A 22,770-nucleotide genomic window follows, 5' to 3' on the forward strand; every position below is an offset into this window, starting at 1 on the left:
TCTTCCAGTTGTTAATGATGCACTTGCTTCATAACATAATCGGCGAGCAGGCGTGCACCATATCCCGTCGCTCCAGCTTCTGAGTATTCCACATCCTGTTTGTACTGTACCGTCCCAGCCATATCAATATGAACCCAGCTCATCGATTCTGCTACAAAGCGCCGAATAAATAAGGCTGCTGTAATCGCACCTGCAAAGGGGGAAGTACTTACATTGCGGAGATCAGCGTAATTACTCTGGAGATCTGCTTCATATTCATCCATTAACGGCATGGGCCACAGTCGTTCTCCATTGCGCTCACCGATCTCCACTAGGCTCTGCGTTATATCAACATCACCCCATATGCCCGCGATGCCTAATCCGAGCGCCGCACCGACATTTCCAGTTAGGGTAGCAATATCAATAGCTTGCTTTGCTCCGATATTTGCGGCATGAATGAGCGCATCCGCTATGATAAGTCGACCCTCGCCATCCGTATTCGCAACCTGAACGGTTAGCCCGTTAGGGTAGCGGATAACAGAAGAAGGTAACATCGCCTTAGCATCTGGCACATTATCAACGACTGGAATAAGTGCGGTCACATTTACATTGGCATGCTTCCTTATCAAAATATCCATAGCCCCAATTACAGCAGCCGCACCACCCATATCCATGCGTGCATCGCTGATATCGCTAGCCGTCTTCACATTCATGCCACCTAAGTCAAAGGTTACACCTTTTCCTACCAGTGCTAACATCGGTAAGTCAGGGTTACTCTTGTAACGAATTTCAACAAGGGCTGGAGCGTGCTTACTTCCTGCTCCAACTGCGAGCAACCCATTCATCTGAAGTTCCACAAGCTCCTGTCCTCGATAGATATGGACTTTCAAAGCAGCATCATCACGGTCGAAAAATTCTGCCATCCATTCCGCAAAACGGTCAGGATTCAGTGTACCAGGTACCTCATTCACAAGATCACGAGCAACTACGGCACCTTCTGCGCGTATCTGTGCAGAAACCCGTACAGCTTCCATTTCAATTGATGATAGGTCAGGCCAATCTATCGATTGAAGCTGTAAATCAACAGAGCCTTCCACCTTGGTAGTTCCCCGATAAGTTTGAAAACGGTATAAGCCGAGAATCCAACCTTCTATCCAAGCTTGTAATTCATCAGCAGCAGAAATATCCCTATTCCTATTTATTGCCTCGGATGCTAAGCGAACAAGTGAAGCACTACTTCGTCCTTCCTTCAGAATTGCACGAGCAGCAGATCCACCCGCTCGGCGAATCCTCTCAAGCGTAATATCCTTGCGCTTTCCCATTCCTACCGCTAACACATCAGACTCTTCCTCAGTGCGAGCATGTAACCAAGTCACACTGCTGCACTGTTTGTGGGGCGCTCCCAGCCTAAAAGGAAAAGACTCCTCTTCATAAGCTAAATAGACAATAGTATCCGCCACATTAGCGGAATCGAATAAGATTTTCATCGCTGTCCCTTCTTTTCCGTAAAGTGATCTCACAATTTCAGTTACCGCTCTAATTTCAACATTTCTTCATCAAATAAATGACATGCAACCTCATGACCTGGTTCGACTTCTCGAAATATCGGAACATGCTGCTTACAGATTTCCATACAGGAAGGACATCTTGTGTGAAAACGGCATCCCGACGGTGGATCAACCGGACTTGGAAGATCTCCCTTCAGAATAATGCGCTCCTTCTTTAAGGTAGGATCGGGTACAGGTACAGAAGATAGCAGTGCTTGTGTGTATGGATGCATTGGACGATCATACAAGGTATCTTTATCCGCCGTCTCTACGAGGGAACCCAGATACATAACTCCGATTCGATCACTAATATGCTCAACAACACTTAGATCATGTGAAATGAATAAATACGTCAGGCCATACTCTTCCTGCAGATCCTGCAACAGATTTAGCACTTGTGACTGAATCGAAACATCCAGTGCTGACACAGGTTCATCTGCCACGATTAAGCTTGGTCGAACAGACAATGCCCGGGCGATTCCAATCCGTTGTCGCTGTCCACCGCTGAACTCAAAAGCGTAGCGCTCGGCGTGGATACTATTTAATCCCACGGTCTCTAGTAACTCGCATGCTAGTTTATCCCGTTCTTTGGACGAGAGCTTTGTATGAATAAGCAGAGGTTCAGCCACAAGATCCTTCACCTTCATTCGTGGATTAAGCGAAGCATAAGGGTCTTGGAACACCATTTGTATATCTTTACGAATAGGACGCATTTGATTGTCTGAGATATGGCTAATATTTCGACCCTTAAACCACACTTCACCGTCATTTGGCTCCAGCAAGCGAGTCACTAATCTTCCTGTAGTAGATTTACCACAGCCACTTTCACCTACAAGACTGAACGTTTCTCCTTTACGTATAGCGAATGAGATCCCATCAACTGCGTGCAAATATCTAGTAGTTCCGAAAAAGCCCTTCTTCACCGAAAAAAACTTCTTCAGACTTTTAACTTCAATGAGTGGAGTCTCCTTCACAAACCTTCCCCTCCTTCTGCGTTCTCCTGCTGTGTAAGCCAACAACGACTCTTTCGCTCTAGTCCCTCAATCGGAAGTAACTCTGGCTCCTGCGAGAGACAGCGCTCCGTGACATAATCGCAGCGAGGTGCAAACTTACAGCCCGTTGGCATTTGTGAAAGGTCAGGTACATTCCCTTTAATGGAATCCAAGCGACGTACGTTTTGACGCAGCTTTGGAACGGATTGTATTAAACCCTTCGTATACGGATGCTGCGGTCTTGCAAATAGTTCATGAACGGAAGCTTCCTCCACTACACGGCCAGCATACATTACAACTACACGATCACATAGTTCAGCTACAACCCCAAGGTCATGGGTAATAAGCAGCATCCCCATATCCTGTTCTTCTTTCAGGTGCTTCATTAGATCAAGGATTTGAGCTTGAATCGTCACATCAAGCGCCGTTGTTGGTTCATCTGCAATCAGCAGTTTCGGGTGGCAAGACATCGCCATCGCAATCATTACACGCTGCCTCATACCGCCAGAGAGCTGATGCGGATATTCATCCACCAAATCTTCCGCACGTGGTATACCAACTAACCGCAACATATGAATGGCATGTTCACGAGCCTTCTTCCGACCATAACCAAGATGCAACATGATCGGCTCCATCAATTGCAAGCCAATCTTCAGCACAGGATTAAGTGAAGTCATCGGCTCCTGGAAAATCATCGCCATTTCATTTCCCCGTATCTGGCGCATCTCTTTGTCCGTAACCTTTGTTAGATCCGTTCCCTCGAAACGAACAGAACCGCCAGAAATTCTGCCTGGCGTATCCTTAAGAAGCCGCATAATCGACAGTGAGGTAACACTTTTGCCACAGCCGGATTCTCCAACTAGACCCAGCACTTCACCTTTCTTAATCACAAAGTCAACACCTGCAACTGCCGTTATACTTCCATCGCCGCGCTTAAACTCCGTTTTCAGCCCTTGTACTTCCAGCAAATTTTGAGTCATGTCTTGTCCCTCCTTAGTTTTTCATTTTGGGATCAAGAGCATCGCGCAGTCCGTCCCCGACCAGGTTAAATGCAAGTACTGTCAAAAATATAGCTAAACCCGGAAAATAAACGATATGTGGAGCAATACTTAAATAATCGCGCCCCATGCTTAACATTGCCCCCCAATCGGGCTCCGTTGGCTTCGCACCCATTCCAAGAAAGCTTAATGACGCAGCGGCTAAGATTGCCCCGCCAATTTTCATGGATAGATTAACGATAATACTAGGGACCGTTTCAGGAAAAATATGTCGCCAAATGATTCGGCGATTCTTCGCACCCATTGAACGGGCTGCTTCAACAAACAACGTTTCCTTCGCAGACAATGTTACGCTCCGGATAATGCGGGCAAACGAGGGTGTACCGAAGACTGCAACTGCAATCACAACGTTGGATAAACCAGGCCCAAGTATAGCGACGATCCCAATGGCAAGCAGTAAATCAGGGAATGAGAACAATACGTCACTGCCACGCATAATAATCCGATCCAGCCAACCGCCATAATATCCACTGATAAGGCCAAGGATGGTTCCAAGTACACCTGCAATCAATACGGAACTCAGGCTGACCGCCAAAGTCAACCTTGTACCATCAATTAAGCGACTTAGAATATCACGGCCGTATTCATCCGTTCCCGCCCAATGCTTGGCAGACGGGCCCTGCATTAGCGCATCATAGTTCGGTTCATCTGGATTATAAGGGGTCAGAAATGGCCCGAAAATGGCAATTAAAAAAAGCAATATGATAAAAAATGCAGCCACAAGGGGCATCTTTTGTTTGCTGAACTTGCGAATAAAAACACCCGCGCGGCCTTTTGTTTTCTCCGGGGCTATTACCTCTCCGGGTATAGGGGAATTAGTTCCCATTACCGCCGAATTGTCGCTCATGATATCCCTCCTAATCCTATATTCACCCTCCAGAAAACTATCGTAATTCTGTTTCTCAGTTACTCTAGCTTACTGAGAAAACCTGATTTTCGGATTAAGTACGCCATACAATAAATCTACAATTAAATTGATAAGGATAAATTGTGTTGAAAACAGCAGCAGCAAAGCTTGAATAACTGTATAATCCCGGAACAAAATGGAATCCACCAGCAGTCTTCCAAGACCAGGAATACTGAAAACTGTCTCAACCATTACCGATCCACCAAGCAAGAACCCAAATTGAAGTCCAGCTACAGTAACGACCTGAATAAGAGAATTACGCAGCGCATGCCTGCTAATAACAACATACTCGCGTAAGCCTTTCGCACGTCCTGTTCGGATATAATCCTCCCGTAACGTTTCTAGCATCGATGACCGAGAGTAACGAGCCAGCATCGACATAATCCCCATTCCAAGTGTAATGGAAGGAAGAATATAAGACTTCCAGGAATCCACACCACCGGTCGGAAACCAGCCAAGCTCTACCGAGAAAATCTGAATGAGTACCAAACCTAACCAGAATCCAGGGATCGACATCCCCGAAATGGCTGTCAATGTGCCTAAGTGATCAGGCCATCTATTGCGATAAACCGCTGAAATAACACCAATTAGAAGACCAATGACAAGCGCCCAAGCCATACTGAGAAACGTTAACCACAAGGTAGGCATTACTCTACTTTCTAGCATATCGGTTACTGGAATCCCTGATCGAATCGAATTGCCCAGATTACCACTCAGTAGATCGCTCATGTAGTTTATGTATTGATTCCACAGCGGCAGATTGAGACCTAGTTGCTCTTGAATGCCATGAATCTCTTCAAGTGTGGCGTCTTTACCCGCAATAAGCCGGGCCGGATCGCCCGGAATTAAGTGAATAAACAGAAAGACTAATACCGATACAATGAATAGCAACGGAATAACCCCGAGGAGTCTTTGTAAAGCATATCTACCCAACTCATAAGCCCCCTTCAGTATCGACAAATGATTTAACTGAGGCCGCCTCCTACCATTCTTAAGAAGCGGCCTCGTTCAATTCTTGGGAAATTAAATCTTGCGTTTGACTTGAATTATTTCACTTCTGCATTTAGGACATTAATGGAACCATCCGGGAAGACTTTAACACCTTCCAGATTAGATCTTTTGCCTGAGATGATTTGGTCAACGCCCATGAATGCCCAAGGAGCATCTTCCCATACTGTTTTTTGAATATTTGCATAAATAGATTTAGCCGCTTCCGGATCAACAGATTTGTTTGCTTCCGCAATCCATTTATCTACATTTTCATTTTTATAATAAGCTGTATTCGAGCCAGCTGGTGGGAACATTTCACTACTGAACAAACCTCTAGTAGCACCATCTGCATCACCGGAGGATGGAGACCAGCTGACATACCACATTTGAATTTTTGCTTCTTCAGGTGTTTTAGCAGCATTAATTTGGTCAGACAATGTACCGCCTTCCATAGACTTCACTTCTACCTTGATGCCTACAAGTGCTAGCTGTTGTTGAATAAATTGCATACCCTTCATGGTTTCAGATTCGTTTTCTCCCCAAATTTCGGTTTCGAATCCGTCTGGATACCCCGCTTCAGCAAGCAGTTGCTTAGCTTTTTCAATGTCATAGTCATAACCTGTTTGTTGGGAGTAATATTGTGTTTTGGAAGACATCGTGGAATCAAGCTTAGCGCCAAGACCCGATTTCACAACCTTGATATATGCTTCTTTGTTGATAGCATAGTTAATGGCTTGACGTACCTTTACATCATCGAAAGGCTTTTTCATCGTATTTAACGTTACATAACGAACAATGGTAGAATCGATGGTATCTACAGTAATTCCTTCAAGACCTTCAACCTCGGATACTTGCTCGGTTGGCATTGGATAAATGAAATCAGCCTCACCAGTTTTTAGCATCGCAATCCGTGATCCATTCTCTGGTACAGGTCTAAAGGTGATACTGTCCACTTTCGGCAAGTCTTTTTGCCAGTAATCCGCATTCTTCTCAACAACTAGACGATCACCTTGCACCCACTCTTTGAACTTAAATGGGCCAGTACCTACAGGTTTTTTTGAAATATCGGCCCCATTCTCTGTTATAGCTTTAGGGCTAATGATAGGCGCCATTGCAACCTTGTTTAAAAATGCGTTGTATGGCTCGCTGAGTGTAATAACCACGGTTTTGGCATCAGGAGTCTCCACTTTGGCCACCTTGGCGAAGCTTTTGCGCAGTCTCAGATTATTCTTCTCATCCTGAATACGGGCAATATTCACCTTCACTGCTTCGGCATTAAAATCAGTGCCGTCTTGGAATTTAACGTTTTCTTGCAGAGTGAATGTATATACCAATCCGTCTTCACTAATAGTGTGGCTTGAAGCAAGAACAGGAACAACGTTCATATTCTCATCAAAACCCATTAGACCTTCGTACATCGTTCTGGCAGCGCTGATTGAATGTGTATCGCTTGCGTTATGAGGGTCCAGCGTAATAAAGTTAGAATTGATGGCAATTACAATGTCTTTATCATTTTTTGTAGTTGGGGTGCTAGTTTCAGTTCCACCAGCGGTATTGCCGCCTTGTCCCTCGTTGTTTGCTTTGTTGCCGCACCCTGCAGTCACTACTACTGTAATAAGCAGCAGCATGAACATTGACCATACTTTTCCTTTGACTTTCATGTTATACACTCCCCTTTAGAAACGATGTATTAGAAAAGCTCCCAGTCCAATTATTCATGAGACTTGAAGATTATTCTCGATCCTTATAATCAGACTTCCCATTGGAATACAGCACGGCGTTCGCCTACAACTGTGCCGCCATCATTAACAATAGTGTTCGGCACGAGTGCGTATAAACGATCAATCGTATCTTGATTGCTATAGCCTAAACGTTCCAGAATCGATGCGATGATACAAGGCCAGACTTGCTCAGAACCATCGGATACTTTTAGCGAGATACCGATTCGCTCCTTTCGGAGACCAATTCCATATACACCTTTAGCGCCGCCCTTTGCCGTAAGATTATCATCCTTTAGAAGCTCCGAGCAGACGAATTTCGTATCTGCAATCATCACTGGATTATCGTTCATAAGCTTTGCAGTCGCAGCAGCTGCGTTACGTATTTCCGTATTCTCAATCAAATCAGGACAGGCTAGCTTTAAATAGGAATAAGCGATTTTATGAAGAGGGAGTGCGAAGATAGGAAGACCACAGCCATCAATCCCTTGAGGAATGGATTCCTTCGATACTTCTGCGATATAAGCCATAATATCAATGATTTCCTGTTGCACGGGATGGTTAGGATCATAATAAGTATCTATATCCCAACCCATATATTTGCTAAGGCCCATTAACCCTGCATGTTTACCTGAGCAATTATGAAAGATTTTACGAGTCGGCTCATTCGCCCGATGGCGCTCTGCCTTGGCTTCCTCATTCAGCGGGTATGTAGAACAACAATGAAGTCCCTCTTCTTTTAAGCCCATTTTCTGAAAAAGAGATTCAAGTGCTTCAATATGAAAGGCCTCTCCCCGGTGCGAAGCAGTAAAGAGTGAGGCTTCCTTACTTGTCAAACCATAAACTTCATCGATCCGACGCTTCATAACCGGTAAAGCTTGGAATGGTTTAGCTGCTGAACGAAGATAGGTTATATGCTCCGGATTACCTGCTTTATACAAAATATTACCTTTCTCATCGACCACACTAACTGCACCGTAATGTACATTCTCTAGTAAGCCACCGCGATATTCTTCTACTAATGTTGTAAATCCCATCTGTACAGGCCTCCTTCGATGTATTTATTTTTAATCCAATGCGAAAAAACGATTTTGCGATAGTAGTCCAGATCCGATAATTACACCATTCTCGTTCAACATCGAACGATGAATGGTGAAAGACCCACGAAGGGGTTCCCATGTGAAGCGTGAAAGATATAGCTTCTCGACTGCTTCATAAACATCCGGAAATTTGTCAACGAGTTCTCCACTCAGGATCACACTATCGGGGTTATACATGCATACGACATTGTTGATGGTAATCGCCATATACATGAGTGCTCGCTCAATCAAATGAACCGCCCAATGCTCTCCTGCATCTTTTGCTTCAAACAACTCCTCGATTGTGCGAATCGGACGAATCCGATTGGCTTCTGACAACAATGAGCTGATATTAATATAGGTCTGTAAGCAACCCGCCTTACCGCACTCACACATCATTCCGTTAGGATCCACTGTCGTATGCCCTATTTCACCAGCACTGTTCATCACCCCGCGATAGATCTCTCCCTCAAGGATCATCGCCGAGCCAACGCCTTGCCCGAAGCCCAATAGTGCGGTACGGACAGATCCAACAGCAGCACCTTTGAGATGTTCAGCAAGAGCTCTAACCTTCAGCTCATTATCCACAGCAATTTCAAAACCGGTTAGTTCCTTTAGGCGTTTAGCTAAGGGTACATTCTTCCATCCAAGCTGAACCGAGAAGACGACAATCCCTTCTTCGTTATTCACAATGCCAGGAAGTCCAACGCCAATACCGACGATTCGAGTTCTATCAATCACATGCTGCTGTGTCAGTTGTTCAATTGCTTCTTTGATTCGTTCCAGTGTCTTGTCTGGACTCTCGTCCGGAGTACGCGGATATTGCCTGCTGCAAAGAAGCTTACCTTGCAAATCTACGATACCTACAATCATAAGACTACGATCCAGTTCAACCCCAACCGACAACACAGAAGCGTCAACCATAGCAAGCAACGTTGATTTCCGACCTAATCCTGAAGATACCTGATCCGAATCCAGTAGATACCCTTGTTCAGTTAATTCCCCAACAATCCGACTTACAGTTGTAGGACTCATACCCGTTTGTTTGGCGATGGAAGCGCGAGAAATTGGTTGTTGATTTTTTATGATTTCGAAGACCGTCAAACGATTTTGCCGCTTCATAAAATCCTGATCGTGCTTTTTCACAGACATTCTCCTAATTATTTTCTTCAGTGCATTAATCAAACTAATAAAACTATAAAAATAAGAAAAAATTTGCCAATTAAGCTACGCTAATGTAATATTTGATTAAATTTCAGTTTAGTTTCTCCAGTGATGGGATTAATAATAAAGGCTCATTGATTGTATGTCAATATAAATGACATATTTTTTTATTCGAAATAAATGAAAGCGTTTAATATGTGATTTTTATAACAATCTCCTCAAATACATGACATAAACATAACACTAAAGACCAAAACTCTCTCATAATAGACGAGTGGAAACTATAAATAGGAAAAACTTAATTTAGAAGTGGTGGAAATATCTCAAAAACAAAAAGAGGTTTGGGATCGATGCAGAAGTTTTGTGAATCTGAATATTGGAAAAAGGGTAGAATTGTGCGCGGATTTTGTGAAATGGAGATTGCACCCGCATCAAAAGCAAGTTCTTCATATAGAAACCAACTTTTGATGCGAGTGTTAAAAAATTATTGAAACTCTACTGCCTTAACAGACGCGTCCTCTTGTATCAGTGACAACAATTTCACAGCATTAAACGATTCAGGAAATTTTACGATTATTTCTAAATTCAATTCGGAGGCAAGACTATTATTTTCAGCATGAAAGCTTAAAATGGTAATATTTTTTTCTTCAAGGAGCTGTTGAATTCTACTCACGGCTCCTTCTGAATTAGTCAGACAGATCACAATCTGTTGCGTTTTCGGTGAGGCCAGCCAACTGTATCGTCCATGCAAAATCTTTTGCCCGAGTAAGATAATAATTGTTGCTCCTCCACCCAGAATATATAGGCCCGATCCAATCGCCAGCCCTAGTCCCGCCGTTGCCCAGATCCCCGCTGCAGTTGTCAGGCCCTTCACAGTGTGTCTATGCATGAAAATCATTCCTGCACCAAGAAATCCCACTCCACTTACTACCTGGGCAGCTATACGTGCGGGATCGAGTTTAACATAGGACCAATCCGCTTGATCCTGAAATCCATATTTTGAAATGATCATCATAAGTGCAGCACCTAAAGCAACAATAAAATGCGTTCTAACTCCCGCTTCTTTCATCCGGCTTTTTCGTTCAAAGCCAACTAAAACACCACAAATTCCAGCTCCAACTACACGAAGTAAATATTCAAACTCCATACATAGTCCTTCTCTCCTTTTAATATTGCTATTTATTGTATCATAAACGGATTTCTATATTTCCCCCTCCTATATGATGGACATGATATTTAACATAGTTTGAGCATGCGCACAGTCACATCTGCAAAGATTTAACTGTGATACCTTTATAGCTGTTACTCCAGTAGACATTGTATTACGGTCTACAACTCGTGAAAGAGGTGCGTATATGAAACTGCCAACAATCCAATTTGGGCATATTAAATCCAAGGTTCCTGTAATTCAAGGGGGTATGGGCGTAGGCATATCCTTAAGTGGCTTAGCTGCTGCTGTAGCCAATGCAGGTGGGATCGGCACCATTTCTGGTACAGGAATCACCACTGATGAACTGAGAATGCATATTCGCAAAACAAGAGAGCTCTCAAAAGGGATTGGATATATCGGGGTGAACGTTCTATTCGCGATGAAGGATTTTGCCGAAAAAATGAAGGTCGCTTTGGAAGAAAAAGTGGACTTTATTATTTCTGGAGCCGGGATTTCCAGAGATATTTATGCTTGGGGTAAAGAGTATGGTACACCTGTGGTGTCTATTGTTTCCTCCGCCAAATTAGCCAGAATATCCGAAAGACTTGGTGCCTCTGCAGTCGTAGTGGAAGGATTTGAAGCTGGGGGCCATTTGGGTACAGAGAGATCCATGTTCGAAATTCTTCCTGAGGTTGTAGAAGCCGTTTCGATTCCAGTAATTGCTGCTGGTGGAATTCTGACAGGAGAAGATATCGCAAAAGCCCTTCGGATTGGAGCTTCTGGTGTTCAGATGGGGACTCGTTTCGTGGCGAGCCATGAATGTGATGCTCCACTGGCCTTTAAGCAAAAATATGTAGATGCCCAGCAAGGCGATACTATTCTAATTAAGTCTACAGTGGGGCTAGATGGCAGAGCAATTCGTAATGAATTCACAGAACGCATTAGTGATGATGCCAAATTAAAAATAGCCAAATGCTCTAATTGTCTAAAGGTTTGTTCTCATCGCTTTTGTACCATGGAATCTCTGCTAACTTCCCTTAGGGGAGATGTTAAGAACGGGTTAGTGTTTGCCGGGTCCAGAGTTCATGAGATTAAAGAGATATTGTCCGTACAGCAGATAATCGACAATTTAATGCATGAGTATCAAGGAGCATTGAACCCCGCAACTTAAGATTATAATACGATGCTTATGCGATAATACAGATAAAATAAGAGCCCTTTGTTGTATGCAACAAAGAGCTCTTTTTAAAAGGCGTTAAATATAAGTTGATTCTATATCAACATCGCCTTACATCATTCCACGAGTATTAGAAATGCCCTCTTGTTGATGACAGCTCTTATACATTTGTTCTAGCTCGGAATCACCTAAGTTAGGATGTCTTTCTTTCATAAAGGGCAACATCTCTTTAAAAGTGCTTGGAGCAAACCCGGCAGCATAAGCTGCTGTTCCAATTCCAAATGACAAAATAACTACACAGATTACTGCAAATACTCCTCTTTTCAAAAAAACCATCTCCTACTTTATAATACGGAAAAAATCAATACGAAAAAAATTTGCTGAAACCAACATGCACATCAGACCCATTCCCATAACTAGAATGGCTATAATCCAATCCGCTTTTTTCATATTCATCCTCCCGTGCCATCGAACACCCTGAATCCAATGAATAGTGGGGTTCAATAATATTAATGATTATAGATGAATATTGTGTGGAAACTATGTGGGACATGCTTAAGAGTTTAAATTTTGTCAATTTCGTGAAATTAATCACTACATATTCATTTGTTCATACTGCGTTCTTATTTGCAAGATATGATTTCAATATAACAATAAACATAAAGGAGTCATGATCATGAAAAAATTGTATTACACTTCTTTTTTCTATGCCATTCTTGGTTTGATAGCGGGTGTTGCTTATCGTGAAATTACCAAAATGAATGATTTTGAAGGAAACACCATCTTAGTTGCACTTCATACTCATATCCTTGTACTGGGCTTCTTCTTCTTTATAATCGCATTGATCCTGGCCAAGTTATTTAATATCCATGAGGCTAAATCCTTTGGTGCATGGTACATTGTATATAACATTGGTCTCCTGATCACGATCGGTACTATGGCCACTCGCGGGATGCTGCAAATTAACGGGACTGATATCAGCTTCTTACCGCATATTGCAGGTCTCGGCCATGCCATAGTAGGTGCTGGTATCATATGGCTACTAATTCTGCTCGGTAAACGAATTAAATCATAGGGAAAGAGCTGCTGGATCTTATTCCAGCGGCTCTTTTGATTAGTCATATTTAAGTTCATACCAAATGAGACTATAAGTATATTTGTTTATACACTGGTAAATGATACAATATGGAAGTCGCGAGATATCTTAAATTTTAACTTTAAACTATGCTTTCGATGCCACCAAAACTTTTAAGGAGTGAAGTAATGTCTATCGATGTTTATCTGAATTTCAACGGGAATTGTCGTCAAGCTGCAGAATTTTACGCGGAGGTGTTTGGTGTTGAACGTCCACAAATCATGACCTTTGGCGAAACACCACCCGATCCCAATTTCACTCTTCCTGAAGAAGCCAAAGATTTAGTTATGCACACTCGCTTGAATATCGAAGGCAGTAATGTAATGTTCTCTGATGTTTTTCCAGGCATGCCTTTCGTGGAAGGAAACAACATAAGTCTTTCGGTAGTAAGTAAGGATTTGGATGGCATAAAAAAATATTTCCATAAGCTTAAAGAAGGCGGCAAAGTAGGCATGGAATTACAAGAAACCTTCTGGAGCTCGTGTTATGGCAGTCTAAAAGATAAATTCGGCATCGATTGGCAATTCAATTATGATGACGGACGAATGAATATGTAATAAAAATAACAACGAGTATGGAGTGGCTGCGAAACCTATTAATACAGGTGCGGCCTACCTCCAACTCGTTGTTTCTTGTTCAAGCGCTTAGTCCATAATCAAATCATATACACTAACCTTCCGAATCCGTCTTGCAACTAGCATGGATACCACATAAGCAACTACTAGAATGACCGCACACAGTAGAAGCACTTGAGGCAAACTAACCGCCAGCTGAACGTTATAGATGCCTAGACTTGAAAGCAATAATACAAACGCCGAATCCGAGAAAATATACCCCACTAAACTCCCCAGCACTACTCCAACTACAATCACCGGAAAAAGACTGAACGTAATCTGTGTCATTAGATTAAAGGTGGTATATCCGATACCTTTAAGAATGCCGAATTCCCGCTTACGTTTCATAATCAACGTCTTAATCACTAAATACAAAATTAGACTGACTACAAAAATCGTAACCACAGTAATCACCGCTGTCATAGAAGATACTGCTGAGGTAAAAGTATTAAGTGTACTATCCATCGCTTCTCGAACGTTAGTAATGCTCCATTGTCCGGGGAAACGCGCTTCCAGATCCTTCACAAAAGCATTGGAATCTCCCCCGTCTTTCAGATACACATTGATGGACTGAGGGGTGTACTCCGGTTGCAGTCTTTTCATTCCATCACCAGTCATGCTCGCTACCATCCCAAGTTGATTAATCTGCTGGCTTAGACCACTGACTAAATAATTCACCGTTACACCATTAAAAGTGACCGGAACCTCGTCCCCTACATTTATATTCTCCAATTTTGCAATAACACCGGAAATCGAAATTTCGTTATCATAAATGGGTTGCCTGCCTTTGTATGTTGTTTGCGTCTCCAGCTGGCTAAAATCGTCTGACACTCGAAGCATAAAGTTAGTATCTTTGATCGAAGCGGCCAGGCTATCCAATACAGTCAACTTTTTAACTATTGGCATAGCTTCTAATTCACTAAACATCCCCTGCTGCAGATCTCCGTTCTTTGGCAACAACATGAAATCGCTTCGTTCTATGCCTACCAACTTTATAACGGCGGAGGTATCTCCTTTAAAGTTGAAATTCAGTATAGAGCAAAAAATACTAGAAAAGGTTAATCCGGCAACAATCAATATGATCATCATATTCTGTTTCATCTGTCTTAATAAAGCTTTAAGGCTTAAGCTGAATTGCAGATTCATTCGGGATGTTTCGAGTGGAATAGGGTTCCGCTTGAAATTGTGAGCATGGATTCCGCTCTGCAAAGCAGCAATCGGAGTAATATTCCGAATTCGCCGGCTCGACAAATAAGTAACAATAGCAACCAGTCCAGAGACGACAACCAAACTAAGCGCTGCACTGCCCACTTCAAATGATACAGGCCACAGCAGCCCGATCGAAGACGAAATCATATTCCCTACCAAGGGCATAACTAACCCAGCTACCCCTCCTCCCGGTATAGCTGCGATGATGGAAACCGCGGTGAACTGAAGGAGAAGCGAGTTTTTGATCTGCCATGAGGTATAACCATTCGCCTTTAAAACACCGATGTTAGTCAAGTTATCTTCAATATGTCCTAATATTTGAAACCGGATTACAATAAGCGAAATCAGAACCATAATAAGTGCAAATACGATCAAAATAGCTGCTAAAAGATTAACAAAAACACGGTTCCCTTCGAGTCCGACTTCCGCCCGCATTACTTGAAATGGACTCTTAATTCCTGAGGCAAAAATCCGCTCACTTATCATTTGTTCCAGCTTTACATCCTTTGAAGGATCGGTCACATCTGCTGATAGAAAGCTATACTGAGCTTCAGTTCCAAGACGTTCCTCCAATTGCTTATAGCCTTCATCATTTAGAAATACTTTTAAAGCTCCATTCGTTAACGTCCCTAGTAGTGGCTCCTCAATAAATCCGCCGATGGTATAAGAGAATTGGTTATTATTGTATACAAAAGAAAAGCTATCACCTAGCTCATACCCCGATCCTACATGGAATAAATAAGGCAGATAGATCAAGTTCGGATCCCTAGATTCGAGCGGGGTAATAGTCTTGAATAGTCCCATTGTCCGCGGTGTATCCGCATTGAGAATTATAAAAGCTACAGTTGTATCCGTTTCTCCATACTTCATTTTTGCGTCTGCTAATAGAATCGCTGCTTCATTCTCCCAAGATTCGGTATATGGATAACTATCCACAAGCCCCTCGTACTCTTTTAGATGATCATCTTTTGCAAAATATGCACTTAATTCTGGAGTCTTTAATTCAGTCATTTTTTCTTGCTGAAAAGAATTAAGCTTCAAGCTGACCGTGAGACCAATGTTCAACAGCAGCGCAGCTATCATGATCAATACGAAGAGCGTAATCGTTGCACTTTTTCTTTTGCGAATATTGGACCAAGCAAGTTTCCCTATTAAGCTTCTCATCCCTACCACCCCAATTCGGTCAGAAAGGACTGTAATTGCTGTTGCCGTTCAGGTCCACTATCTTCGCTATAAGGGGAAAGGCGCAAATCTCCAATGACTACTCCATCCTGCAGATACAAGATCCGATTACCACGCAGCGCAGTTTTGAGATCATGTGTTACCATAATTATGCTTTGCCCCTGCTTATTCACCTCGGTTAGGACACGCAGTACCCCTATTCCAGCTGAGCTATTTAGCGCTCCAGTTGGCTCATCAGCAAATACCGCTTTTGGACTGTTGATCAGGGCCCGGATAATTCCGGCACGCTGAGCTTCACCTCCAGAGATTTGCGCCGGAAACTTCCCCCAGATGGAGTCATCCAAGCCTACATCTAAGAGCAGCTTTTTGGCTTTTTCCACAGCCCCGGCCCTATCCTTTTGTACAAGAAAAGCACTTGATAATACATTGTCGAGGACACTCATTGAATCGAGTAGATGGATCTGCTGAAACACAAATCCACAGTTCTTCCGCCGGAATATCGCCAGCTGATCATTACTCATCGCCGTAATATCTTGACCTTCAAACAAAACCTCTCCAAGCGTTGGCTTATCCATTCCCGAAATGGCATACAGCAGTGTTGATTTACCAGAACCAGAGCTGCCCATGATAATCGTGAAATCACCATGATATAAGGTCAGATCTAGATTTTTTAATACATGCTGCTGAGTTCCTCCATGGGAGAAGGTTTTTCCAAGCTTATGGGTCTGCATCAATACTTTATTATTCACTTCGTTCATGTTGAACACTCCATTTACGTTCATGCTCATTAATTGCGTTAACAGTAAACCTTGCTCTCGCACAATATAATGGCTGCAATCACTGGCTGATTCGTAATTGCAACCTAATCGTACGTTAAATGTTCTTAACATGTCTTTGTGCAATCCTTAGCGAATTCTTAATTCTTTCCTGCTAAAGGAATCAGCAGCTTTACAGTAAATCCATCCTCCCGATTGGAGCATACAATATCGCCCTGCATTTTTTGCATCATATAACGAGAAATGTACAGACCTAAGCCTGCACCGTTCTCGCTCACGGCTAAACTGCCCCGAAAAAATTTATTGAATATTAAAGGTAATTCCTCCTCAGGAACACCAGGACCGTAATCCAGAATATCAACCTCCAGATAATGATCCCTAATCTCGAATTTAATATCGATGTGTGTACCGGAGAAGGCATATTTATAGGAATTGTTCACTACATTATCGATGACCTGCTGCAGCCGTAATGGATCCGCCATAATGATGCAGTCTGGCACAGATGCAGCTGAAATTCGTTCGTAGAAGTTCACATTATTTATAATTTGGGTCAGCAGATGACTATGCTCCTCCGTTAAGCTGACTTTTAGTTCATTCAGCTCCTCCAAGGTGGAATGGAACATGTCTGTGACCAAGCGATCAATCTGATCCGCTTTGGAATATAAGGTGTTTAGCTGTCTGCTTGTCTTCTCATCTCTTGCGCTTAATAACATCAGTTCCGTAATCGCCTTCATCGAAGCGACGGGGGTCTTAATATCATGACTAAGACTGGCAACCAGCTCCTTCTTACTCTTGTTCGCTAAATATTCACTATGCCTAGCCGCCGCAAGCTCTTCCCGCATCATATCGAAGCTTTCGGTAAAGGCACCAAATAGATGATTACGATCCATCGCAAGTGGCACTTCAAGATCACCTCTTGCGATATGGTTCGCAAATAGCTGCATTTTGCGAAATGGACGAAGAATGGATCTATTCAGGAACCAAATATAGAGGATGCCGAGAATTGTAAGCAAAAGCAGCATCGCAACAGAAACTTGTATAAATTGTTGTTTCATATGTATAAAAATCGTACAGTAATCATTATTAATAATTACTTTACCCACCAGCTGATCCTGAACAACAACGTCGACTACGGTATCCCGATTATTGATAGCTTCGTTAATGCTAATGGAAATCGCATTTTCAGTCTGATATTTTAATTTACCAGACGTATCGATAATGGCGAAATCATAAGGACTTTCCATGTACAGTTTCGGATCAATTTTATCCCAATGCTGCTCTGTAAGCTTAACGATGGTATTGATCGCCACTCGGTCTGTGGAGGTCTCCACCTTCAAATTGAATATCAGGAATAAGAGAGTTATACTTGCAGCGAGTATAGTGAGCATTAGGGCCAGTAGCAATTTTTTAGTCATCGCTATTTATCCTCAAAAGCATAACCGATACCCCATACGGTACGGATGTACTGTGGATCGTTAGGATTCTGCTCAATCTTCTCACGAAGATGACGGATATGTACATTTAAGGTGCCATCTCCCGCAAAAACATCCCCCCATACCTCTGTAAATAGCTCCTCTTTAGGGATTACCCGATTTTTATGCTGGATCAAAAACTTAAGCAATTTATATTCCATTGTTTTCAGCTTGAGGGGTACGCCGTTAAGACTTGCCCTTCTGAGTTCGGGATCAATCTGGATGGGGCCGGATTCAAGAAGAGAGGACTCGGCTACAACTTCGTTGTTGTACCGTTTAAGCACCGCTTTTACTTTTGCCAGCAACACTCTCAGGGTATACGGCTTATGAATATAATCATCTCCCCCGATATCAAGTGCAATCAATACATCATCCTCACTGGAGCGGGCACTAATAAACAGGATGGGAATCCCGGTCGTCTGACGCAGCTCTTTGCATAACTGAAAGCCGGATTCACCGCCTAAATTAATATCAAGGAGTAACATCGACACCTGATGCTCACACAAAAAGCTCCGGCAGGCATCGGCGCTCGTAACAAATGCGGTTTGAACATCAAACAAATTAAAATATTCGCAGGTGGTCTCCGCAAGCTCAATTTCATCATCAATAATCAAACAATCATATCTCATCGATTTCTCTCCGCTTCAACAGAATTTATTAATATGTTAGAATATGCCTTTAAGGAGGGGTTACCTGTGGATACACAATTCCAGCGTCTGGAGCACTATTTAGATAAATACGAACAAAGCTGGCCATTAAGTGGCACAGTCTTACTAGCTCAGCGTGGAGAAATCAAGTTACATAAAGCGTACGGATATGCCAATCTTGAACATCAGGTCGCGAATACTTTAGATACCAAATTCCGGATCTGGTCACTTACCAAATCATTCACTGGCATGGCTATCCTGATGCTAAAAGAACAAAAACGTATTAGACTGGAGGATCCAATCCTAAAATATCTCCCTCAGCAGCATCAACTAGAGGGGATTACCATCCTTCACCTGCTGGGACATACCTCTGGTATAGCCAACTACACTTCCATACCCGAATATAATCAAAAATTAAATAAGCTAAAGCTGACTCCACAAGAGATGTTACAGCTATTTGTGAGTCAACCCCCTGCATTTATGCCTGGCACTTCATTTGCCTATAACAACTCAGGTTATTATTTGCTGGGGATGATTATTGAGAAGATTACAGGGATGACATTTGAAGATTATATCACTACTTTTATATTACAGCCTCTGGGCATGGTAAATACAGGAGTTTATAACAATCAGCAGATTATTCCAAAATCAGCCTCGCCTTATCATTCTTCTTGGGGAGAGTATACTCAGGGGGAATACATAGATATGAGCTCTATCTTATCCGCTGGCGGGATGTATTCGACGGCTGCCGATCTTTTCCTGTGGGATCAAGCCTTGTACTCCGATCAATTAGTGTCTCATAACACCCTTGAGATGGCTTTTCATTCCAGTAATCTCAAATATCGATTTGGTTGGTTCTTGGACGAACGTTTTGATCGAAAAAGAATGTATCACGGCGGCGCCTACCGCGGCTTCCGAAGTGAACTACATAGATATCCTGAAGATCAAACAAGCGTCATCATGTTGACCAATTACGATTGCGTACCCGTCACCAAATTAACGGAATCTCTAGCTGGATTAATATTTGGTGAACCTGAAAGGGTGCCTGTCTCTCCACAAGCCTTCCCTCTTGATGACAGCATTTATGCTTCATATATGGGAACCTATGAGGGATATGGCTGCAAAGCGAGCGTGGAGCGTAGTGGGCAAGATTACTATTTTGTCTGGAATGATGTAGAAGTCACTCCCTTTTATCCCATCTCGGAAACAAGATTCCATCATACGAAGCATGATTCGGAATATGAATTTAAGCGGAATGCTCAGGGTGAGCTTTCATTTCTGGGGATGCACAAAAAACAAGACAAGTCTTAAATAGACCTGTCTTGTTTTTTGATTCGTGTCTGCCCTAGGCCTTGGCTATAATGATAAACTCAACGAGAAGTACAAGTAAGGCAGTAGTTACACCAAGCGAATTAATTACTGTTAAAGCATCCGGGTAGCTTTCTTTCCGAAATTGGGAGAATAAAGATACCATCCATAATACACTGAAGAATAGCGCGACCAATCCAGAAATCGCCTCACTATCCACTTTTCTGCTCCGCATAAATAATCCTACAAGGCCAACAACGGTAAAAACCATGTATATAACAAGCTCTATGGATGTGATGACAATCGCCTCGCCTGCAGAGAACAAATGCATTAACATGTATTGAATCCCTAAACAAATAAACACAAGCTGGTTAAAAGAAACTTTGCTCACTCTCATAGCTTATCTCCTTTTAATTTAAGTAAACCGCAATAAAAAGATAACGCTTTCATTATATCGATAATTAAAATAATCCTCTGTGACCATACGCACGAAATTTTTTAAGGACAGAAATTTCTCAGTGCTTGGTAAACCAAGGCGTCAAAAAGCTCCCTATAGAAGTCACCAACATAACAATACTGATTATCCAAATGTTTTTACGGTAAGGATGAAATAACTCTTTAATACTGATCCATACTACATTGTATTTCATTTCACATAACTCCCCGCGACATATACTGAGACTAGCCTCATCCCATCTCAATACCAACAAAAAGAACAACAAAAACTACAATAGCTAGCAAAGCACCTACAATAACGATCGTTTTTGGTGATCTATTACCCCTGTCCATTTCAATTCCTCCTTTTATCTACGCGTGTATATCTCTTTTTCCAAACGAAATATAGGTGACAGACAAACTAATAGCTATAATAATCACAGGAATTAGCACCACTTCCATAAAGCTCTTTGCTCCTGTTAGGACTATATTTTGTGAATTAACGACGTAAATTCCGGAAAACTTCATAACTTGGGTCGTTAAAGCATGGTCTGAAATCCCCCTTAACCATGCGGAGGAAGCATCACGGAAATAACCGGATATCATGAAGTCGCCGAATATAATTAGAAAAGTTACAACCACCGCTGAAGCCGTTCTTTTAATAAGAATACCAACCATAATGATTAGAGCAGCATAAGCTGATAAATAAAGGACATTTAATCCCAGTACACGGGAAACCTGAATCAAGTCAGCAGAAAAATTACGATTACCGATGTCAGTCCCGATTATCAAAGCAGCTATCATATAAGCGAGATAAAACACTACTGTAAATTGTAAAATCCACCATATAATAATTTTAAAAACAGAAAGGTATTTCCCCGTGATATAGATAAACCTACTTTGTCCGGAAGCCAGAATAACTTTGATAGATCCATATTCAAATCCTTCGGTGGCAAAAAAACATACATAGACTGGAATAATAAAATAAAAAAGTAAAGATAAAGGTGTCACAATCGTTAAGGGTTCCGCGAGATTACCGATTTCAAAACCAGATTTACCGCCAATCCAGATTGCTAATACCAGACTTGCTATAAGGAACAGCAGTGAAATTCCCTTAAACATGATATCCCTTCTTATAAAGTAAGACTCAGCTTTCAGAAAATCCCTCATTGCTCATTCTCCTATCAGATCCATATAATAATGCTCAAGATTCGCTGTGGACAGGTTGATTCCTTCAAGTGGAATTCCATTTCTAATTAACGTTGACATTAACTGTTCAAGATCTGTCAAATCCTTGGGAACCAATATTTCTCCGGCCTCTGACAATGTGATCGAATGAATATTAAGATCGTTCTTAAGCACGTTTATTGCTGCAGCTATTTCAACGGTCTTAATACAAATTTGCGCTTCGGCTGATTGCAAGAGTTCTTCCACAGAGACTTCCTTAATGAACTGCCCTTTATGAATAAACCCGAATTTGGTAGCTAACAATTGGAGCTCGCTCAAAATATGGCTGGAAATCAAGAGGGTAACCCCTTTTTCATGTGCCAGCTTAGCCAATAATTTTCTCATCTCTACAATCCCTGTAGGATCAAGCCCATTAATCGGTTCATCCAAAACTAAAAATTCCGGTTCGTTGAGAAGGGAGATGGCCAGCCCTAATCGTTGACGCATGCCCAGAGAATATTCCGTAGTATTTTTGTTTTCAACATCCGTTAGTCCCACTAAATTCAGCACATCTTTAATTCTCTTGAAATCCGAAATACCATGAATCTTGCAATAAAAGCTTAAATTCTCTTCAGCATTCATATGGGGGTAGAGGGCAGGTAGCTCTATTAAAACCCCCATTTTTTTTCTGACTCGTGCGAGGTCCTTCTCATTACTTTTACCCATCAATTGGATAGTCCCTTTTGTAGGATAAACTAATCCACTAATTATTTTCATGAGTGTGGTTTTACCTGCTCCATTCTCACCTACAAAGCCATAGATATCACCCTGTTTAATCTTCATATTTATATTTTGAAGCGCATTTGCACTGCCGTACTGTTTAGTTAATCCCTCAGCTTCAAAGATTGTTGTATTCATTTTTCAACTCCTCCATACCGTCTGCTACTAATTGATATTAAATTAGCATGTTTACTAGAATTACTAATCGTTATGGTAAAAAACACGGGAATAAATGTAACTTTCGCCACTTCCAAGTGATCCCTAAAAGGATAAAGGTTGATTAT

22 protein-coding genes are annotated in these 22,770 nt (G+C 42.1%); 4 read left to right on the plus strand and 18 right to left on the minus strand.

The features are described from left to right. Positions 1-11: 11 nt before the first annotated feature. The 9 genes from MHB64_RS20505 to MHB64_RS20545 all read right to left on the minus strand — a co-directional run bounded on the left by MHB64_RS20505 (position 12) and on the right by MHB64_RS20545 (position 10,581). Positions 12-1,466, minus strand: a complete 1,455-nt coding sequence (locus tag MHB64_RS20505) for a leucyl aminopeptidase family protein (protein ID WP_341135279.1) — start codon at positions 1,464-1,466, stop codon at positions 12-14. 41 nt (positions 1,467-1,507) lie between these two features. Continuing rightward, positions 1,508-2,500 carry an ABC transporter ATP-binding protein gene (locus MHB64_RS20510; RefSeq protein WP_341135280.1) on the minus strand — a complete coding sequence of 331 codons (993 nt, stop codon included), beginning with the start codon at positions 2,498-2,500 and terminating at the stop codon, positions 1,508-1,510. Beyond that, on the minus strand, positions 2,497-3,498 hold the full coding sequence (locus tag MHB64_RS20515) for an ABC transporter ATP-binding protein (RefSeq protein ID WP_341135281.1): 1,002 nt from the start codon (positions 3,496-3,498) through the stop codon (positions 2,497-2,499). The genes MHB64_RS20510 and MHB64_RS20515 overlap by 4 nt, the downstream gene beginning before the upstream one ends. 13 nt (positions 3,499-3,511) lie before the next feature. Beyond that, on the minus strand, positions 3,512-4,423 hold the full coding sequence (locus MHB64_RS20520; protein WP_094875565.1) for an ABC transporter permease: 912 nt from the start codon (positions 4,421-4,423) through the stop codon (positions 3,512-3,514). A 69-nt stretch (positions 4,424-4,492) separates the two neighbouring features. Beyond that, complete coding sequence (locus tag MHB64_RS20525) at positions 4,493-5,416, minus strand: ABC transporter permease subunit (protein ID WP_094870191.1); 924 nt, start codon at positions 5,414-5,416, stop codon at positions 4,493-4,495. 113 nt (positions 5,417-5,529) lie between these two features. Next, positions 5,530-7,134 carry a glutathione ABC transporter substrate-binding protein gene (locus MHB64_RS20530; protein ID WP_094870192.1) on the minus strand — a complete coding sequence of 535 codons (1,605 nt, stop codon included), beginning with the start codon at positions 7,132-7,134 and terminating at the stop codon, positions 5,530-5,532. 89 nt (positions 7,135-7,223) lie between these two features. Beyond that, positions 7,224-8,228 (minus strand): asparaginase, encoded by a 1,005-nt coding sequence (locus MHB64_RS20535; protein WP_094875560.1) that lies wholly within the window; start codon positions 8,226-8,228, stop codon positions 7,224-7,226. A gap of 30 nt (positions 8,229-8,258) precedes the next feature. Continuing rightward, a complete protein-coding gene (locus MHB64_RS20540; protein WP_341135282.1) occupies positions 8,259-9,416 on the minus strand; it encodes an ROK family transcriptional regulator in 1,158 nt (385 codons plus the stop codon). Positions 9,417-9,918: 502 nt separating this feature from the next. Next, positions 9,919-10,581: an MgtC/SapB family protein gene (locus MHB64_RS20545; RefSeq protein ID WP_042189928.1), complete on the minus strand. Its 663-nt coding sequence runs from the start codon at positions 10,579-10,581 to the stop codon at positions 9,919-9,921. Between the two features lie 208 nt (positions 10,582-10,789). Here MHB64_RS20545 and MHB64_RS20550 point away from each other — a divergent pair, with 208 nt between their 5' ends. Then, on the plus strand, positions 10,790-11,755 hold the full coding sequence (locus MHB64_RS20550; protein ID WP_094870195.1) for an NAD(P)H-dependent flavin oxidoreductase: 966 nt from the start codon (positions 10,790-10,792) through the stop codon (positions 11,753-11,755). A gap of 117 nt (positions 11,756-11,872) precedes the next feature. Here MHB64_RS20550 and MHB64_RS20555 read toward each other — a convergent pair whose 3' ends face one another. Continuing rightward, positions 11,873-12,088 (minus strand): hypothetical protein, encoded by a 216-nt coding sequence (locus MHB64_RS20555; RefSeq protein ID WP_234532155.1) that lies wholly within the window; start codon positions 12,086-12,088, stop codon positions 11,873-11,875. A gap of 349 nt (positions 12,089-12,437) precedes the next feature. Here MHB64_RS20555 and MHB64_RS20560 point away from each other — a divergent pair, with 349 nt between their 5' ends. Further along, positions 12,438-12,836 (plus strand): DUF2871 domain-containing protein, encoded by a 399-nt coding sequence (locus tag MHB64_RS20560; RefSeq protein ID WP_094870196.1) that lies wholly within the window; start codon positions 12,438-12,440, stop codon positions 12,834-12,836. Positions 12,837-13,024: 188 nt separating this feature from the next. Further along, positions 13,025-13,453: a VOC family protein gene (locus MHB64_RS20565; RefSeq protein ID WP_042189935.1), complete on the plus strand. Its 429-nt coding sequence runs from the start codon at positions 13,025-13,027 to the stop codon at positions 13,451-13,453. An 87-nt stretch (positions 13,454-13,540) separates the two neighbouring features. On the opposite strand, the gene MHB64_RS20570 is transcribed toward MHB64_RS20565, so the two are convergent. From MHB64_RS20570 to MHB64_RS20585, 4 genes are read right to left on the minus strand one after another with little or no spacing between them, the layout of a single operon-like run. Further along, a complete protein-coding gene (locus MHB64_RS20570; protein ID WP_341135283.1) occupies positions 13,541-15,883 on the minus strand; it encodes an ABC transporter permease in 2,343 nt (780 codons plus the stop codon). A 2-nt stretch (positions 15,884-15,885) separates the two neighbouring features. Next, positions 15,886-16,791 carry an ABC transporter ATP-binding protein gene (locus tag MHB64_RS20575; protein WP_341135284.1) on the minus strand — a complete coding sequence of 302 codons (906 nt, stop codon included), beginning with the start codon at positions 16,789-16,791 and terminating at the stop codon, positions 15,886-15,888. Positions 16,792-16,817: 26 nt separating this feature from the next. Next, on the minus strand, positions 16,818-18,092 hold the full coding sequence (locus MHB64_RS20580) for a HAMP domain-containing sensor histidine kinase (protein WP_341135285.1): 1,275 nt from the start codon (positions 18,090-18,092) through the stop codon (positions 16,818-16,820). 2 nt (positions 18,093-18,094) lie between these two features. Beyond that, positions 18,095-18,778 (minus strand): response regulator transcription factor, encoded by a 684-nt coding sequence (locus MHB64_RS20585; RefSeq protein WP_341135286.1) that lies wholly within the window; start codon positions 18,776-18,778, stop codon positions 18,095-18,097. Positions 18,779-18,844: 66 nt separating this feature from the next. On the opposite strand from MHB64_RS20585, the gene MHB64_RS20590 reads away from it, so the two are divergent. Next, positions 18,845-20,107 (plus strand): serine hydrolase domain-containing protein, encoded by a 1,263-nt coding sequence (locus tag MHB64_RS20590; protein WP_341135287.1) that lies wholly within the window; start codon positions 18,845-18,847, stop codon positions 20,105-20,107. Positions 20,108-20,141: 34 nt separating this feature from the next. Here the strand turns inward: MHB64_RS20590 and MHB64_RS20595 are convergent, their stop codons facing one another. The 4 genes from MHB64_RS20595 to MHB64_RS20610 all read right to left on the minus strand — a co-directional run bounded on the left by MHB64_RS20595 (position 20,142) and on the right by MHB64_RS20610 (position 22,624). After that, a complete protein-coding gene (locus MHB64_RS20595; protein ID WP_094870202.1) occupies positions 20,142-20,501 on the minus strand; it encodes a hypothetical protein in 360 nt (119 codons plus the stop codon). A 118-nt stretch (positions 20,502-20,619) separates the two neighbouring features. Next, positions 20,620-20,754: a hypothetical protein gene (locus MHB64_RS20600; RefSeq protein ID WP_256989810.1), complete on the minus strand. Its 135-nt coding sequence runs from the start codon at positions 20,752-20,754 to the stop codon at positions 20,620-20,622. 157 nt (positions 20,755-20,911) lie between these two features. Then, positions 20,912-21,709 carry an ABC transporter permease gene (locus MHB64_RS20605; RefSeq protein ID WP_341135288.1) on the minus strand — a complete coding sequence of 266 codons (798 nt, stop codon included), beginning with the start codon at positions 21,707-21,709 and terminating at the stop codon, positions 20,912-20,914. Between the two features lie 3 nt (positions 21,710-21,712). Beyond that, the gene (locus MHB64_RS20610) at positions 21,713-22,624 is read right to left on the minus strand and encodes an ABC transporter ATP-binding protein (protein ID WP_280786542.1); all 912 of its coding nucleotides are present in this window, start codon (positions 22,622-22,624) and stop codon (positions 21,713-21,715) included. Positions 22,625-22,770: the final 146 nt, after the last annotated feature.

Source organism: Paenibacillus sp. FSL K6-2859, assembly GCF_038008265.1.
GTDB classification, from domain to species: Bacteria; Bacillota; Bacilli; order Paenibacillales; family Paenibacillaceae; genus Paenibacillus_AQ; species Paenibacillus_AQ nitricinens.

Excerpts from the sequence above, each read along its gene's own strand:
- MHB64_RS20505 (WP_341135279.1), bottom strand. The coding sequence starts at position 1,466 with ATGAAAATCTTATTCGATTCCGCTAATGTGGCGGATACTATTGTCTAT.
- MHB64_RS20515 (WP_341135281.1), bottom strand. The coding sequence starts at position 3,498 with ATGACTCAAAATTTGCTGGAAGTACAAGGGCTGAAAACGGAGTTTAAG.
- MHB64_RS20520 (WP_094875565.1), bottom strand. The coding sequence starts at position 4,423 with ATGAGCGACAATTCGGCGGTAATGGGAACTAATTCCCCTATACCCGGA.
- MHB64_RS20530 (WP_094870192.1), bottom strand. The coding sequence starts at position 7,134 with ATGAAAGTCAAAGGAAAAGTATGGTCAATGTTCATGCTGCTGCTTATT.
- MHB64_RS20535 (WP_094875560.1), bottom strand. The coding sequence starts at position 8,228 with ATGGGATTTACAACATTAGTAGAAGAATATCGCGGTGGCTTACTAGAG.
- MHB64_RS20545 (WP_042189928.1), bottom strand. The coding sequence starts at position 10,581 with ATGGAGTTTGAATATTTACTTCGTGTAGTTGGAGCTGGAATTTGTGGT.
- MHB64_RS20550 (WP_094870195.1), top strand. The coding sequence starts at position 10,790 with ATGAAACTGCCAACAATCCAATTTGGGCATATTAAATCCAAGGTTCCT.
- MHB64_RS20560 (WP_094870196.1), top strand. The coding sequence starts at position 12,438 with ATGAAAAAATTGTATTACACTTCTTTTTTCTATGCCATTCTTGGTTTG.
- MHB64_RS20565 (WP_042189935.1), top strand. The coding sequence starts at position 13,025 with ATGTCTATCGATGTTTATCTGAATTTCAACGGGAATTGTCGTCAAGCT.
- MHB64_RS20570 (WP_341135283.1), bottom strand. The coding sequence starts at position 15,883 with ATGAGAAGCTTAATAGGGAAACTTGCTTGGTCCAATATTCGCAAAAGA.
- MHB64_RS20575 (WP_341135284.1), bottom strand. The coding sequence starts at position 16,791 with ATGTTAAGAACATTTAACGTACGATTAGGTTGCAATTACGAATCAGCC.
- MHB64_RS20580 (WP_341135285.1), bottom strand. The coding sequence starts at position 18,092 with ATGACTAAAAAATTGCTACTGGCCCTAATGCTCACTATACTCGCTGCA.
- MHB64_RS20585 (WP_341135286.1), bottom strand. The coding sequence starts at position 18,778 with ATGAGATATGATTGTTTGATTATTGATGATGAAATTGAGCTTGCGGAG.
- MHB64_RS20595 (WP_094870202.1), bottom strand. The coding sequence starts at position 20,501 with ATGAGAGTGAGCAAAGTTTCTTTTAACCAGCTTGTGTTTATTTGTTTA.
- MHB64_RS20600 (WP_256989810.1), bottom strand. The coding sequence starts at position 20,754 with ATGAAATACAATGTAGTATGGATCAGTATTAAAGAGTTATTTCATCCT.
- MHB64_RS20605 (WP_341135288.1), bottom strand. The coding sequence starts at position 21,709 with ATGAGGGATTTTCTGAAAGCTGAGTCTTACTTTATAAGAAGGGATATC.
- MHB64_RS20610 (WP_280786542.1), bottom strand. The coding sequence starts at position 22,624 with ATGAATACAACAATCTTTGAAGCTGAGGGATTAACTAAACAGTACGGC.